The organism is Pseudomonas sp. PsB (genome assembly GCF_043658375.1).
In the GTDB taxonomy this organism is placed as follows: Bacteria; Pseudomonadota; Gammaproteobacteria; order Pseudomonadales; family Pseudomonadaceae; genus Aquipseudomonas; species Aquipseudomonas putida_Z.
On record NZ_JBIGLU010000007.1, the window covers coordinates 1 to 15,023 of the forward strand.

General features: G+C 63.0%; 12 protein-coding genes. 6 read left to right on the forward strand and 6 right to left on the reverse strand.

What is annotated here, in order from left to right:
• Window positions 1–310: 310 nt before the first annotated feature.
• The 3 genes from ACGLHT_RS11480 to ACGLHT_RS11490 all read right to left on the reverse strand — a co-directional run bounded on the left by ACGLHT_RS11480 (window position 311) and on the right by ACGLHT_RS11490 (window position 3,035).
• Window positions 311–1,006, reverse strand: a complete 696-nt coding sequence (locus tag ACGLHT_RS11480) for a glutathione S-transferase N-terminal domain-containing protein (RefSeq protein WP_015271041.1) — start codon at window positions 1,004–1,006, stop codon at window positions 311–313.
• An 87-nt stretch (window positions 1,007–1,093) separates the two neighbouring features.
• Window positions 1,094–1,591, reverse strand: a complete 498-nt coding sequence (locus tag ACGLHT_RS11485; RefSeq protein WP_137164430.1) for a PaaI family thioesterase — start codon at window positions 1,589–1,591, stop codon at window positions 1,094–1,096.
• A 61-nt stretch (window positions 1,592–1,652) separates the two neighbouring features.
• The gene (locus ACGLHT_RS11490; RefSeq protein ID WP_025339914.1) at window positions 1,653–3,035 is read right to left on the reverse strand and encodes an amino acid permease; all 1,383 of its coding nucleotides are present in this window, start codon (window positions 3,033–3,035) and stop codon (window positions 1,653–1,655) included.
• A 255-nt stretch (window positions 3,036–3,290) separates the two neighbouring features.
• On the opposite strand from ACGLHT_RS11490, the gene gcvA reads away from it, so the two are divergent.
• On the forward strand, window positions 3,291–4,187 hold the full coding sequence (gene gcvA / locus ACGLHT_RS11495) for a transcriptional regulator GcvA (RefSeq protein WP_015271044.1): 897 nt from the start codon (window positions 3,291–3,293) through the stop codon (window positions 4,185–4,187).
• Between the two features lie 235 nt (window positions 4,188–4,422).
• Entirely contained in the window at window positions 4,423–5,676 is a 1,254-nt protein-coding gene (locus ACGLHT_RS11500) for an aspartate aminotransferase family protein (protein ID WP_137164431.1), read from the forward strand.
• A 13-nt stretch (window positions 5,677–5,689) separates the two neighbouring features.
• Here the strand turns inward: ACGLHT_RS11500 and ACGLHT_RS11505 are convergent, their stop codons facing one another.
• Window positions 5,690–5,992: a hypothetical protein gene (locus ACGLHT_RS11505; RefSeq protein WP_013973376.1), complete on the reverse strand. Its 303-nt coding sequence runs from the start codon at window positions 5,990–5,992 to the stop codon at window positions 5,690–5,692.
• A gap of 245 nt (window positions 5,993–6,237) precedes the next feature.
• Here ACGLHT_RS11505 and ACGLHT_RS11510 point away from each other — a divergent pair, with 245 nt between their 5' ends.
• Complete coding sequence (locus ACGLHT_RS11510) at window positions 6,238–6,663, forward strand: hypothetical protein (RefSeq protein WP_039613107.1); 426 nt, start codon at window positions 6,238–6,240, stop codon at window positions 6,661–6,663.
• A gap of 73 nt (window positions 6,664–6,736) precedes the next feature.
• On the forward strand, window positions 6,737–8,848 hold the full coding sequence (gene fusA, locus ACGLHT_RS11515) for an elongation factor G (RefSeq protein ID WP_137164432.1): 2,112 nt from the start codon (window positions 6,737–6,739) through the stop codon (window positions 8,846–8,848).
• Between the two features lie 111 nt (window positions 8,849–8,959).
• Here the strand turns inward: fusA and ACGLHT_RS11520 are convergent, their stop codons facing one another.
• The gene (locus ACGLHT_RS11520) at window positions 8,960–10,402 is read right to left on the reverse strand and encodes a SulP family inorganic anion transporter (RefSeq protein ID WP_274120730.1); all 1,443 of its coding nucleotides are present in this window, start codon (window positions 10,400–10,402) and stop codon (window positions 8,960–8,962) included.
• Window positions 10,403–10,486: 84 nt separating this feature from the next.
• On the reverse strand, window positions 10,487–12,193 hold the full coding sequence (locus ACGLHT_RS11525; RefSeq protein ID WP_274120729.1) for a S8/S53 family peptidase: 1,707 nt from the start codon (window positions 12,191–12,193) through the stop codon (window positions 10,487–10,489).
• Between the two features lie 155 nt (window positions 12,194–12,348).
• On the opposite strand from ACGLHT_RS11525, the gene ACGLHT_RS11530 reads away from it, so the two are divergent.
• The gene (locus ACGLHT_RS11530; RefSeq protein ID WP_274120728.1) at window positions 12,349–13,113 is read left to right on the forward strand and encodes a secretin N-terminal domain-containing protein; all 765 of its coding nucleotides are present in this window, start codon (window positions 12,349–12,351) and stop codon (window positions 13,111–13,113) included.
• Between the two features lie 489 nt (window positions 13,114–13,602).
• Window positions 13,603–14,928 (forward strand): isocitrate lyase, encoded by a 1,326-nt coding sequence (aceA, locus tag ACGLHT_RS11535; RefSeq protein WP_013973380.1) that lies wholly within the window; start codon window positions 13,603–13,605, stop codon window positions 14,926–14,928.
• The last annotated feature ends 95 nt before the right edge of the window (window positions 14,929–15,023 follow it).

The window sequence follows — 15,023 nt, forward strand, 5'->3', positions numbered from 1 at the left end:
CTACAGGCCCGATGCAGTGGCCTCAATGTAAACGGCACGCTGCGAGCTCACCACGATGTTGGCCAGAAGCAAAAAGCTTCCTCGAACAGGCCTGATACATAGATGCAACCGGGTTCCTATGTTCAAAAGCAGCTAGACAGTGTGGGCGAGTCCATACATAGGAGCGGCCTTGTGTCGCGAAAGGGCTGCAAGGCAGCCCCGTCGATTTATGCATCAGTGCTGAAATCCCGGGGCCGCCTTGCGGCCCTTTCGCGATACAAGGCCGCTCCTACAATGGCCGGTGCATGCACATAAGGCCAGTGTTGCCTGATCAACCTGGGATTTTCAGGCCCCGTTGCACGGCCGGCCGCTCGAGGAACGCCGCCAGCACCCGCTGCACTTCCTTGAACTGATCGAAGCCAACCAGGTCTCGGGCGTTGTAACGCTCAACCAGGTTACGCACCCACGGGAAGATCGCGATATCGGCAATGCTGTACTCGTCGACCATCCATTCCCGGCCTTTCAGATGGCGGTCCAGAACACCGAGCAGGCGCTTGGACTCGTTGACATAACGATCCCGCGGGCGCTTGTCCTCGTATTCCTTGCCAGCAAAGAAATGAAAGAACCCGACCTGGCCAAACATCGGCCCGATGCCACCCATCTGGAACATCAGCCACTGCAAGGTCTGGTAACGCTGGGCCGGGTCCTGGCTGAGCAACTGGCCGCTCTTCTCCGCCAGGTACTGCAGGATCGCCCCCGACTCGAACAGCGGCAGCGGCCGGCCGCCAGGGCCATTGGGGTCGAGGATGGCGGGGATCTTGTTGTTGGCGCTGAGCGAGATGAACTCGGGGCTCAGCTGGTCATCGTTGTCGAAGCTGACCTTGTGCGGCTCATAGGCCAGGCCGATCTCTTCGAGCATGATCGACACCTTGACGCCGTTGGGCGTCGGCAGCGAATACAGCTGCAGGCGCTCGGGGTGTCTGGCGGGCCACTTGCGGGTAATGGGGAAAGCACTGAGATCGGTCATGATCAACCTTGCCTGGGGAATGAACCTCTCACTCTAGAGACATCCCCGGCCGCTGACCATCACCGACCACTCATCAGCACCGGCGGCTCAGGCCTGGCCGTGGGCCTTGAGCTTGAGCTTTTCGGTATCGACGCGAACGAACACCGAGTCGGCAGTCACTGTCAGCACATCGTCGGCCCAGACTTCGCAGAGCACCCGGGTCTTGCGCCCTACTTCACCTTCCACACGCGCCTTGAGCAACAATTCGACGCCCATGGGCGTGGGCTTGAGGTAGTTCAGGCCAAGGCTGCCAGTGACACAGTCGATGCGCGGCAGGCTGCCCGCTTCGCGACCTTCGTTGCGGTAGTGGTAAGCCATTGCCGTCCAGTTGGAGTGGCAGTCGACCAGCATCGCCAGCAGCCCGCCGTAGACCAGGCCGGGCCAGCCGATGAAGGTGCTGTCGGGCGCGTGCCGGCACACCAGGTGGATGCCGTCGTCGTCCCAGTGGCTTTGCAGGTGCAGGCCGCTGGGGTGGGAGCAACCGCAGCCGTAGCAAGTGCCGTCGGGTGCGGCGAGGGCCTGGAGGGAAAGGGGGTGGTCGTTCATACGCTTCCTGTGCTTATTGATATGGGGGGGCGCGTAACGCCCCCACATTAAAGCAGAAACATCAGGCCGTCTGGGCAACCACCCTGGCGCGCCGCTGGGTCAGCGAAACCAGCAGGATGAACGCGGTCACCCCGGCGGTCATCAGCGTCTCGTAGCGGTAGGCATCGCTGAACAGCATGTAGCCCAGCACCATGACGATGGTGCCGATCACCAGCCAGGTCAGCCATGGGAACAGCCACATCTTCAGCTCCAGCGGCCGCCCTTCACGCTCGGCACGGGCCCGCATGCGCAGCTGCGACACGGCAATCACCAGGTACACCAGCAAGGCGATGGCGCCGGTGGTGGACAGCAGGAAGCCGAATACCTTGCCCGGGAACACATAGTTGACGAAGCACCCGGCAAAGCCGGCCAGGGTCGAGAAGATGACCGCCACGGTCGGTACGCCAGAGCCGGAGATACGCTTGGTAACGCTCAGCGCCTGGCCACGTGCACCCAGCGAATAGAGCATGCGCGACGCGGTGTACAGGCCCGAGTTCATGCAGCTGGTCACGGCCACCAGCACCACGATATCCACCAGCAGCTTGGCGCCCGGCACGTTCAGCACTTCCAGCACGCGCTGGAACGAACCCACTGCTTTCAGGCCCGGGTCGTTCCACGCCACCAGCGATACCACCAGGAAAATCGACGCCAGGTAGAAGATGGCGATGCGGTACACCACCAGGTTGGTAGCGCGGCGGATCTTGTCTTTCGGGTTGGCGGTTTCGTCAGCGGCAATGGTGACGATTTCGGCACCGAAGAACGAGAAGATGGTGATCAGCACGCCACCGAGCACGGTGCCGAAACCGTTGGGCATGAAGCCGCCGTTGTCCCACAACCGGCTGACCCCGGACACCTCGGCCAGCGGCCAGACGCCGAACACCGCCAGGCTGCAGACCACGATGAAGGCGATGATCGCCACCACCTTGACCAGCGCGAACCAGTACTCGAAGGCACCGAAGTTCTTCACGCTGATCAGGTTGGTACCCGACAGCACCAGCATGATCAGGAAGGCGAACAGCCACGACGGCACGCCAGGGAAGTAGGCATGCAGGATGTCGGCGCCGGCAATGGCCTCGACCGGAATGATCAGTACCCAGAACCACCAGTACAACCAGCCGATGGTAAAGCCCGCCCAAGGGCCGATGGCTTCGGAGGCATAGGTGGAAAACGAGCCGCTGTTGGGGTTGGCGATGGCCATTTCGCCCAGCATGCGCATCACCAGCAGGACCAGCAGGCCGGTCATGGCGTAGGAGATGAGGATGGCCGGGCCGGCGGTGGCGATGGCGTTGGAGGAACCGATGAACAGGCCGGCACCGATGATGCCGGCGATGGAGATCATGGATACCTGACGGGACGTCAGACCGTGCTGCAGGGAGCGCTGTTTGTTGTTGTGTAGCGAAGCCATGAAGAACCCTCGAATGGGTCGGCCGCAGCGGGGCGGCTGAAGACTGGAGCAGAATTCTTATAAATTTCTGATGTTCGTTGTTGTTGTTTTGCAGATGCCGGAAGCGGGTACTGACCTCCTCTTCGCACGACCGGTTGTAATCGTTGATCCAGGTCAGTATTAATCTATAGGCCGGGGTCAACAAACGACCTTTTCGAAACACATGATTCCGTTATGGAATGAACTCCTTCCTTTTTTGCTCGGTATTTGCCCGTCATGTCCAAACGCCTGATGCCTTCGACCACCGCCCTTCAGTGCTTCGAAGCGGCCGCCCGCCACCTCAGCTTCACCCGCGCGGCCCAGGAACTGCACCTGACCCAGAGCGCCGTCAGCAAGCAGGTGGCGCAGCTCGAGGACATGCTGTCGCACTCGCTGTTCCAGCGTATTCGCCGGCGCCTGCACCTGACCCCGGCAGGCGCGCTGTACCTCACCGAAGTGAACAAGATCCTCACCCAGATCGACATTTCCAGCCGCTACATCCTCAGCTACGGCGACGAGACCGAAGTGCTGCGCATCGCCACCCAGCCCACCTTCGGCGCGCGCTGGCTGGTACCCCGGCTGAAGGGTTTTGGCGACCGCTACCCGCGCATTCACCTGGATATCCGCAATGAGCTGGAGCCGTTCGACCTGGTGCAAGCCAAGGCCGACATTGCGTTTTTCTTCGGCCAGGGCACCTGGCCCGGGGCAACCTGCATCGAACTGTTCAGCGAGGAAGTGGTGCCGGTGTGCAGCCCGCAGCTGCTGGCCAACCACCGGTTCGACAGCGCCCAGGCGCTGACCGAACACCGCCTGTTGCAGTGCGTGTCGCGCCCGGAGGCCTGGCACGAATGGTTCCTGGGGCTGGGTCTGCATAGCCAGAACAGCTACCACGGGCCCCGCTTCGACACGTTCTACCTGTGCATCCGCGCAGCCATTGCCGGCTGCGGCATCGCCCTGATTCCGCGCTACCTGGTGGCCGAAGAGCTGAGCGAGGGCAAGCTGGTGGTGGCCTGGGACCACCCGGTGGCGAGCAATGGCCGGCACTTCATCGCCCATGCCGAGCATGCGGCCGAAGTGCCCAAGGTCAGGGCCTTCGTGCAGTGGATTCGGGAGCGGGTGGCCGAGGGGGATTGATTCCTCCTGCACTGGCCCTATCGCCGGCAAGCCAGCTCCCACAAGTACTCCACAGCCATCAAGACCTGTGCCTTACCTGTGGGAGCTGGCTTGCCGGCGATAGGGCCGGAATGGCAGATACAAAAACCACCTAGTTCAAGAATCCAGGGAATGACCGCAATCGAATAATTCGTTTGCGGAATAACCTGCCAACACGCTTGGATAATAAGAAACTCGAACAAAGGTCCGCGTGCCCATGAACCAGGAAAGTATCAGCCAATCCATTGCCATCGTTCACCCGATCACACTTTCCCATGGCCGTAATGCCGAAGTCTGGGACACCGACGGCAAACGTTACATCGACTTCGTCGGCGGTATCGGTGTACTCAACCTGGGCCACTGCAACCCGGCCGTGGTCGAGGCGATCCAGGCCCAGGCCGCTCGCCTGACCCACTACGCCTTCAACGCAGCCCCCCATGGCCCATACCTGGCGCTGATGGAGCAACTGAGCCAGTTCGTACCGGTCAGCTACCCTTTGGCCGGTATGCTCACCAACAGCGGCGCGGAAGCTGCAGAAAACGCCCTGAAAGTGGCCCGTGGTGCCACCGGCAAACGCGCCATCATCGCCTTCGACGGCGGCTTCCACGGTCGCACCCTGGCCACCCTGAACCTCAACGGCAAGGTCGCCCCGTACAAGCAGCGGGTCGGTGAACTGCCGGGGCCGGTGTACCACCTGCCCTACCCCAGCGCCGACACCGGGGTTACCTGCGAACAGGCCCTCAAGGCCATGGACCGCCTGTTCAGCGTCGAGCTGGCAGTGGAGGACGTGGCGGCGTTCATTTTCGAGCCGGTGCAGGGCGAAGGCGGCTTCCTCGCCCTTGACCCAGCCTTCGCCCAGGCCCTGCGCCGCTTCTGCGACGAGCGCGGTATCCTGATCATCATCGACGAGATCCAGTCGGGCTTCGGCCGCACCGGCCAGCGCTTCGCCTTCCCGCGTCTGGGCATCGAGCCCGACCTGCTGCTGTTGGCAAAGAGCATTGCCGGCGGCATGCCGCTGGGTGCGGTGGTCGGGCGCAAGGAGTTGATGGCAGCACTGCCCAAGGGCGGCCTGGGTGGCACCTATTCAGGCAACCCGATCGCCTGCGCAGCGGCCCTGGCCAGCCTGGCGCAGATGACCGACGAGAACATCGCTACCTGGGGTGAGCGCCAGGAGCAGGCAATCGTGCGCCGCTTCGAGCATTGGAAGGTCTCGGGGCTGAGCCCGTTCATCGGCCGCCTGACCGGCGTCGGCGCCATGCGCGGGATCGAGTTCGTCAATGCCGACGGCAGCCCGGCACCGGCGCAACTGGCCAAGGTGATGGACGCGGCGCGGGCCAAGGGCCTGTTGCTGATGCCCAGCGGCAAGGCGCGGCACATCATCCGCCTGCTGGCACCGCTGACCATCGAGGCCGAAGTGCTCGAGGAGGGCCTGGATATCCTCGAGCAGTGCCTGGCGGAGCTGGGCGCCTGAGAAGAACGGGGGCTTAAAGACCCAGTTCCTGTGGGGTGAGCATGTCGGACTCGAAGGCAATCCAGCCGCCTTCGAGTTCGGCGTGGCCGTTGACGATCGGGCCGTAGTAGGTCAGGCCGTTCTCCAGGGTCACGCAGATGTGCGTGGCATTCTTTTCGGGGGCTGCGAGCGTACCGACGAAATGCACCTTCTTCAGCGTTTCGGTCACCGCTTCCAGGCCAACGCGCATGTTGGGGTTTTCCGAGGCCTCGGCGTCGCCGCCGCGGTCTTCGGCGCTGACGGTGATGGTGGCGATGTACGGGTACTTGGTGCTCAAGCGGGTTACCTCTGTGGGTGTGTAGGCGTATGGGCGCGTAGAGTACGGCAGGTGATCTCTATTGTCTCTACCGGCCTCTTCGCGGGCACGCCCGCTCCCACAGGTACTGCGCACGCCTTGGGCAATGTGCGGTCCCTGTGGGAGCGGGCGAGCCCGCGAAGAGGCCGGGCCTGCAAAAGGTGATCTGAATGCCCCGATCTGTTAGGGTGCCCGCCGATGCACGCCACACCACACGAGGATCCCGAGTGAGCGCCGAAGAACCCCTGATCGCCGACCTGTTCGAGGTCGACAAACGCCTGTCCCTCAAGCCCGTGGTGGACTTCAACAGCTACCTGCGCAACGCCTTCGGCGAAGGCCCGTGCCGTTGCCATCGTTGCACCGAAGGTGGCGACCAAGGCACCTACAGCCACGCCCACACCTTCACCTTCGACGGCCGCCAATGGCACCGCCGCTTTGCCAGCACCTCCGGCAGCGACGTCGCCCAGGCCCTGAAAAAGGCCTGGCTTTCGTACACCAAGGCCGATCTCAACCTGATCGGCGCACTGGACCTGGCCACCCTCAAGACCTTCACCGAAGCCGCCCTGCACACGCGCCTGCTGGCCCTGCTGCCTGCCAGCGGCCTGGCCCGCGAAGTGGATGGCCAGTGGCTGCTGCAAGCCCAGGCCGACTGACGGCCCGGCGGTAAAGCAGGATTCTCCCGTTCTGCTACCGTGGGAGAATCCGCTCATCCGCAGGTAGTCCGCCATGGCCCGTACAACGCCCATCGAGCTGTACCGCAATATCGGTATCGTCGCCCACGTGGACGCCGGCAAGACCACGACCACCGAGCGGATCCTGTTCTACACCGGGGTCAACCACAAGATGGGCGAAGTGCACGATGGTGCCGCGACCATGGACTGGATGGCCCAGGAGCAGGAGCGCGGCATCACCATCACCTCGGCGGCGACCACTGCCTTCTGGCAGGGCTCGACCAAGCAGTTCGCCCACAAGTACCGCTTCAACATCATCGACACCCCGGGCCACGTCGACTTCACCATCGAGGTGGAACGCTCGCTGCGCGTGCTCGATGGCGCGGTAGTGGTGTTCAGCGGCGCGGATGGGGTCGAACCGCAGTCCGAGACCGTATGGCGCCAGGCCAACAAGTACCATGTGCCGCGCCTGGCCTACATCAACAAGATGGACCGCCAGGGCGCCGACTTCCTGCGCGTGGTCAAGCAGATCGACCAGCGCCTGGGCCACCACCCGGTGCCGATCCAGCTGGCCATCGGCAGCGAAGAGAACTTCATCGGCCAGATCGACCTGGTGAAGATGAAGGCCATCTACTGGAACGATGCCGACCAGGGCACCAGCTACCGCGAAGAAGACATACCCGCCGAGCTGCAGCCGCTTGCCGACGAATGGCGCGCGCACATGGTCGAGGCCGCCGCCGAAGCCAATGACGAGCTCACCATGAAGTTTCTCGATGGCGAGGAACTGAGCATCGACGAGATCAAGGCCGCACTGCGCCAACGCACCATCGCCAATGAAATCGTGCCGACCATCCTCGGCTCGTCGTTCAAGAACAAGGGCGTGCCGCTGATGCTCGACGCGGTCATCGACTACCTGCCCGCCCCGTCGGAGATCCCGGCCATCAAGGGCACCGACCCGGATGACGAAGAAAAGCACCTGGAGCGACACGCCGACGACAGCGAGCCGTTCTCGGCCCTGGCATTCAAGATCGCCACCGACCCGTTCGTCGGCACCCTGACCTTCGCCCGGGTCTACTCCGGCGTGCTCAGCTCCGGCAACGCGGTACTCAACTCGGTAAAGGGCAAGAAGGAACGCATCGGCCGCATGGTGCAGATGCATGCCAACCAGCGGGCTGAAATCAAGGATGTGTGCGCCGGCGACATCGCCGCGCTGATCGGCATGAAGGACGTGACCACCGGCGACACCCTGTGCGACATGGACAAGCCGATCATCCTCGAACGCATGGACTTCCCCGACCCGGTTATTTCCGTGGCAGTGGAGCCGAAGACCAAGGCCGACCAGGAAAAAATGGGCATCGCCCTGGGCAAGCTGGCCCAGGAAGACCCGTCATTCCGCGTGCGCACCGACGAGGAGACCGGCCAGACCATTATCTCGGGCATGGGCGAGTTGCACCTGGATATCATCGTCGACCGCATGCGCCGCGAGTTCAACGTCGAGGCCAACATCGGCAAGCCGCAGGTGGCCTACCGCGAGAAAATCCGCAACACCTGCGAGATCGAGGGCCGCTTCGTCCGCCAGTCCGGCGGCCGAGGCCAGTACGGCCACTGCTGGATCCGCTTCGCCCCCGGCGACGAGGGCAAGGAAGGCCTGGAGTTCATCAACGAGATCGTTGGCGGCGTGGTACCACGCGAATACATCCCGGCTATCCAGAAAGGCATCGAGGAGCAGATGAAGAACGGCGTGCTGGCCGGCTACCCGCTGATCAACCTGAAGGCGGCGGTGTTCGACGGCTCGTACCACGATGTCGACTCGAACGAAATGGCCTACAAGATCGCCGCCTCGATGGCCACCAAGCAACTGTCGCAGAAAGGTGGGGCGGTGTTGCTGGAGCCGGTGATGAAGGTGGAAGTGGTGACCCCGGAGGAGTACCAGGGTGACATCCTCGGCGACCTGAGCCGGCGCCGCGGGATGATCCAGGACGGTGACGAAACGCCGGCCGGCAAGGTGATCCGTGCCGAGGTGCCGCTGGGCGAGATGTTCGGCTATGCCACCTCGATGCGCTCCATGACCCAGGGCCGGGCCAGCTTCTCGATGGAATTTACCCGTTATGCCGAGGCACCGGCGAGCATTGCCGATGCCATCGTCAAGAAGAACCGCGGGGAATAAATCCTTCTCCTGCACCGGCCTCTTCGCGGGCATGCCCGCTCCCACAAGGGTTATGCGATCCCTGTGGGAGCGGCGCGCCCGCGAAGAGGCCCGCACAGGCAACAACCCTTCTCAGTGCTGCTCCCCAGCCCGCTTCAGCAGCTTCTTGCATCGCTCGGACAGATGCACCACCCGCAACTGCTTGCCCGCCCTCGCATACCGGTCCCGCAAGGTCTTCAACGCCGCAATCGCCGAGTAATCGACAAAGCTCAAATGCCGGCAATCCAGGGTCACCTTGGCCGGGTCGTTAGCCGGGTCGAACTGGTTCAGGAACACCGTAGTCGAGGCAAAGAACAGCGTGCCATGCACCTGGTAATGCTTGCCCTCCTCTGCATCCTCATGGCTGTCGGAATACAGCTCCCGCGCATGCTGCCAGGCAAAGTTCACCGCCGCGATGACGATGCCGAACAGCACCGCCACCGCCAGGTCGGTGAGCACCGTTACCACGGTCACGGCAATGATCGCCAGCACATCGCTCAGCGGCACCTTGTGCAGCACCCGCAACGACGCCCAGGCAAAGGTCTGCTGCGCCACCACGAACATCACCCCGACCAGCGCCGCCAGCGGAATACGCTCGATCAGCGGCGACAGGAACAGCACGAACAGCAAGACCATCACCCCGGCCACCACACCCGACAGCCGGCCACGGCCATTGGAGCTGAGGTTGATCACCGTCTGGCCGATCATCGCGCAACCACCCATGCCACCGCACAGGCCGGAAACCATGTTGGCCGCGCCCAGTGCCACGCACTCGCGGTCCGGGTAGCCACGGCTCTCGGTGATTTCATCGGTCAGGTTGAGCGTAAGCAGGGTTTCCAGCAGGCCGACCATGGCCATCAGCACCGCGTAGGGGGCGATGATCTTCAGGGTCTCGAGGTTCCACGGCACGTCCGGCAGGGCCAACTGCGGCAGGCCACCGGCGATGCGCGCCATGTCGCCCAGGGTGCGCGTGGGCAGGCCGAGCAGGTACACCAGCAAACCAACGCCAAGGATCGCCACCAGCGCTGGCGGCACCGCACGGGTCAACTTCGGCAGCACGTAGACCACCGCCATGGTCAGCGCCACCAGGCCGATCATCAGGTACAGCGGCGTACCGCCGAGCCAGTGCCCGCCCTCTTTGAAGTGCTCCAATTGGGCCATGGCAATGACGATCGCCAGGCCGTTGACGAAGCCGAGCATCACCGGGTACGGCACCAACCGCACCAGCTTGCCCAGGCGCAGCAAACCGAACAGGATCATCACCACGCCGCCCAGCAAAACCGTGGCCAGCAGGTACTGCGCACCGTGCTGCACCACCAGCGCAACGATCACCACCGCCATCGAGCCGGCGGCACCGGAAATCATCCCCGGCCGACCACCGAACAGCGCCGTCAGGGTGCAGATGATGAAGGCGCCATACAGGCCCATCAGCGGGTTGAGGTGAGCCACCAGGGCAAAGGCGATGCACTCGGGCACCAGGGCGAATGAGGTGGTCAGGCCGGCGAGCACGTCGGCGCGAAGTCGGGCGGGTTTCATGGGCATCCTGTGGTGCAGTCCGGATGGACGGATCGAAAACAAGCGGGCGCGATGTTACGGAATTTGTCTGGCAGCGGCCACCGTTCAGCGCACCCGCTCCCGGCTTTGCACGGCCAGGTCCAGAGCGCGCTGCATGTCCAGGCGCGCCGAACGCCCCAGGTCGGGGTGGTTCAGTTGGCCGCCACGCTCAGACGGCAGGATCGGCGCCGTCAGGTCCTCGGCGTCCATCGCTTCGAAATCCTGCTCGGCGCCCAGGGTCAAGGCGCTGCGCCGCAACAGCATGCGCACCTGTTCGGGGGTCAGCGCCGGGTTGATCGACAGCATCGTCGCCACGGTTGCAGTCACCAGCGGCGTTGCGTACGACGTGCCACAATGCGCAGTGCCCGCACCCGGGCGAATGCAGGCCGCCGCACTGACATCCACGCGCATGTCGATGTTGGAGCTATGGCGCTTGCGCACATGGCCAGGGTGTTCGACCGCCACTGACTTGTCACTGCGCTGGTGCCCGCCCACCACCAGCAATTGTTCGGTGATGAACGAAGATGGCAGGCGATATTCATCGGTACCCGACCAGGACGCACCATTACCCGCCGAGTTGATCACCACCACATCAGGGTGCTCGGCGCGCAGCCACAGGAAGAACTCCTCGAGCAGTTCCTCATAGCCACTCATGGCCAGCCCGGAACGCACCAGCGAATCGACTTCGTCACCTTTGACATCGCGCGCCCCTACCCGATGGATGCCCCAGCTCCAGTTCAACACCCGCACCCCATCCTCGACCAGGTTCACCGATGCAGCGATGTTGGCGGTGATACCGGCATCCGAGTTGCGCTCGACAATCACCTCGAAGCCAGGACTGTGCTTGCCCAGCCTTGGCAAAAAGCCTTCATCCGGGTTCGCCAGGATACCGGCCACATGGTTGCCGTGACTGCCTGGGCGGTCACCGTCGCGCGCATACAGGCACGTCTGCGCCTGCTCGCAGCGCCCTCGATAATGGCTGAAGCCTGGCGCGTCGAAGTCCACCTCTCGCTCGATCACCCCGACCCGCACCGGTTGCACCGGCAAGCTGGAAGCGGCAATTCGCCGCTGGTAGTAGTACAGCGCGTCCATGAAGCGGTTGGCGGCCCACTCATCCGCCTGATCGATGGCCAGGGCGTCGCGCCCGCTGCCTTCCTCGCCACGCTCCGGGGCAGACTCCTCGACAATCACAGCATCCACGCTGACTTCACTGCCCATGCGCAGGATCATCGCGTCGCGCTGCACCAGGTCGCCCACCGGCAAGCGCAACTGGTAGACATTCAGCGGCGGTATGGCACCCACGACCTGGGCGCCGTACTTCCCGGCGATCCGTCGGGCTTCGCCGAGGCCATCATGTTTTTCCTCGATCAAAAGGCTTACCAGGTCCACATAGGTGGTGAGGCCATCCATGTTCTTCGCCACTTCATCAGGCCCGGCGGCCACAACATGGCTGCGCTGGCGGGTCAGCCAAACCGGGTTGCTGGTGCGCTCACCGTCCTCCAGCCACAGCGGAGCACTGCGCAGGGCTTGTTCGGCCAATTTCAGCGTAAGCCGGTCACCGTGCCGCTCGAAATCGGCTGTCGGCAGCCGCACACCACCGAGCCAGACCGTCGGCAGCTGCGCCCCGAGCCCTTCGGCGCGCAGGCACCATTGCTGCTGGCCATCGCCAAACAGGTCGCCGCAACGCTGCAGCTGTTTGATGCGCAACGAATCAGCTGCAGCCTCGGCACCAAGGCTGCAAAGCCATAACAACAGGATCAGACCACGCTTCATGCCATCAGCCCCACTCACTCCCTGTGAATGCGACTGACGGGAAAGATCAAAGGTTCAGCTATGGCGGACAGCCGTCTCGCCCCAGGTGCTTTCGTAGCCACTTCCCCATCATCGACATGATCCAGACCCGGCAGGAAGTCAGTAAATTTGCCATCATGTCCATTCCACCTGCGGAGATCATGGACATGCCGCTACGCCCCCTATTCGCCGCCTTGCTGCTGGCCGCCAGCCTCACCGCCCAGGCCGCCACCGAGGTATTGCCGCTACAACACCGGAGCAGCGCCGAACTGCTACCTGCCGCCCAGGCATTCATCGCCAAGGATGGCACGGTCAGCGCCTTCGAGAACAAGCTGATCGTCAACGCCAGCCCCGAGCGCATCGACGACCTGCGCACCCTGCTGCAACAGCTGGACACCGCACCCAAGCGCCTGCTGATCAGCGTCGACAACAACGACAGCAACTTCCAGGACAACCGTGGCAACGCACGTGTCATCCACTACGGCACCAGCAACCGTGACGGCGGCATGCAGCAGATTCAGGCCAGCGAAGGCCAGCCGGCGCTGATCCAGGTCGGCCAGAGCATCCCGATCACCAGCACCAGCACCGACGGCTACGGGCGCATCCAGAGCAATACCGAATACCGCAACGTGACCCAGGGTTTCTACGTCACGCCCAGCTTGAGTGGCGATACGGTTCGTCTGCAAATAAGCACCAATAATGATCGCATCAGCCAGGAACGTGCTGATGTAGTGAAAGTGCAAAGCACCGACACAACAATCACCGGCAAGCTCGGAGAATGGATCACCCTGGCCGGCTACAACCAGCAGAGCCAAGCCGACCGTAGCGCGTCAAGCCACAGTTACAGCACCCAACGGGGTGAAAACATGACTTTGCGTGTCAAAGTCGACCTTCTCGACTGATCCCAGGCAATTCAAGGCCTCGACCAAAGGCCTTGAAACTGACTGCCAAGTCGCATTAGACCAAAGATGTAGTAAGTGAAAAAAACCACTACAAAACATTTGACAGGGTCTTTTTCCCAAGGGCATGATGGCCTCGCTCCCGCTAATCAGGGGCCCTGGCAAGGGCCTTCGAGGCGCACTCCTCCCACCCCTGGAGGCGTCTCGTGTCTATACGGCCCACAAGGCGGTTCGACGGGATTGCGACTGCAACGAAGAAGTTGTCCCGAGGGACGGAAGCGCATCACCGCAGTACTGGCAACCGCGTAGCACCGCAGCAAGGCAACCACGAGCCAACCTGCCGGAGCACCCTTTCGCCTGGCCTGCACACCCTTCCCCTTCGAGCCTTCGCGTTCGCCGCCGCACTCCTGCGAACAGGACAGCCGCCAGCTCCTGATCTGCTCCGAGCATCAGCACAATTACCCCAAGATCGATGCGACGAGGTTTATTTCCATGGCACTGACACGCGAACAGCAAATTGCAGCCCTCGAGAAAGACTGGGCCGAGAACCCGCGCTGGAAAGGCGTGACCCGTACCTACACCGCCGCTGATGTCGTTCGCCTGCGTGGCTCCCTGCAGCCGGAGCACACCCTGGCCCGCCTGGGTGCAGAAAAACTGTGGAAGCTGGTCACCGAAGGTGCCCACCCATCCTTCCGCCCAGAAAAAGATTTCGTCAACTGCATGGGCGCCCTGACCGGTGGCCAGGCAGTGCAGCAGGTCAAGGCCGGCATCCAGGCCATCTACCTGTCCGGCTGGCAGGTTGCCGCCGACAACAACTCGGCCGAGTCCATGTACCCTGACCAGTCGCTGTACCCGGTCGACTCGGTACCGACCGTGGTCAAGCGCATCAACAACGCCTTCCGCCGCGCCGACCAGATCCAGTGGAAAGCCGGCAAGAACCCGGGCGACGATGGCTACATCGACTACTTCGCACCGATCGTGGCCGACGCCGAAGCCGGTTTCGGTGGCGTACTGAACGCCTACGAGCTGATGAAGAACATGATCGAAGCAGGCGCCGCCGGCGTGCACTTCGAAGACCAGCTGGCCTCGGTAAAAAAATGCGGCCACATGGGTGGCAAGGTGCTGGTACCAACCCAGGAAGCCGTGCAAAAGCTGGTGGCCGCGCGCCTGGCAGCTGACGTATCGGGCGTGCCGACCATCATCCTGGCCCGTACCGACGCCAACGCCGCCGACCTGCTGACCAGCGACTGCGACCCGTACGACCAGCCGTTCGTGATTGGCGAGCGCACCCGTGAAGGCTTCTACAAGGTACGCGCCGGCCTCGACCAGGCCATCGCCCGCGGCCTGGCCTACGCACCGTACGCCGACCTGATCTGGTGCGAAACCGCCAAGCCGGACCTGGACGAAGCCCGCCGCTTCGCCGAAGCGATCAAGAAGGAGTACCCGGACCAGATCCTGTCGTACAACTGCTCGCCTTCCTTCAACTGGAAGAAGAACCTGGACGACGCGACCATCGCCAAGTTCCAGCGCGAGCTGTCGGCAATGGGCTACAAGCACCAGTTCATCACCCTGGCCGGCATCCACAACATGTGGCACGGCATGTTCAACCTGGCGCACGACTACGCCCGCAACGACATGACCGCCTACGTGAAGCTGCAGGAGCAGGAGTTCGCTGACGCCAACAAAGGCTACACCTTCGTGGCGCACCAGCAGGAAGTGGGCACTGGCTACTTCGACGACATGACCACCGTGATCCAGGGTGGCGCATCGTCGGTGACTGCACTGACCGGTTCGACCGAGGAAGAGCAGTTCCACTGATAGTGGGTTGCTGTTGAAGAAAGGCCCGAGGCTTGTTGAAGCCCCGGGCCTTTCTTTTTGGTCTGTACCACACCCTTCAAGGACAACAGGTTAGC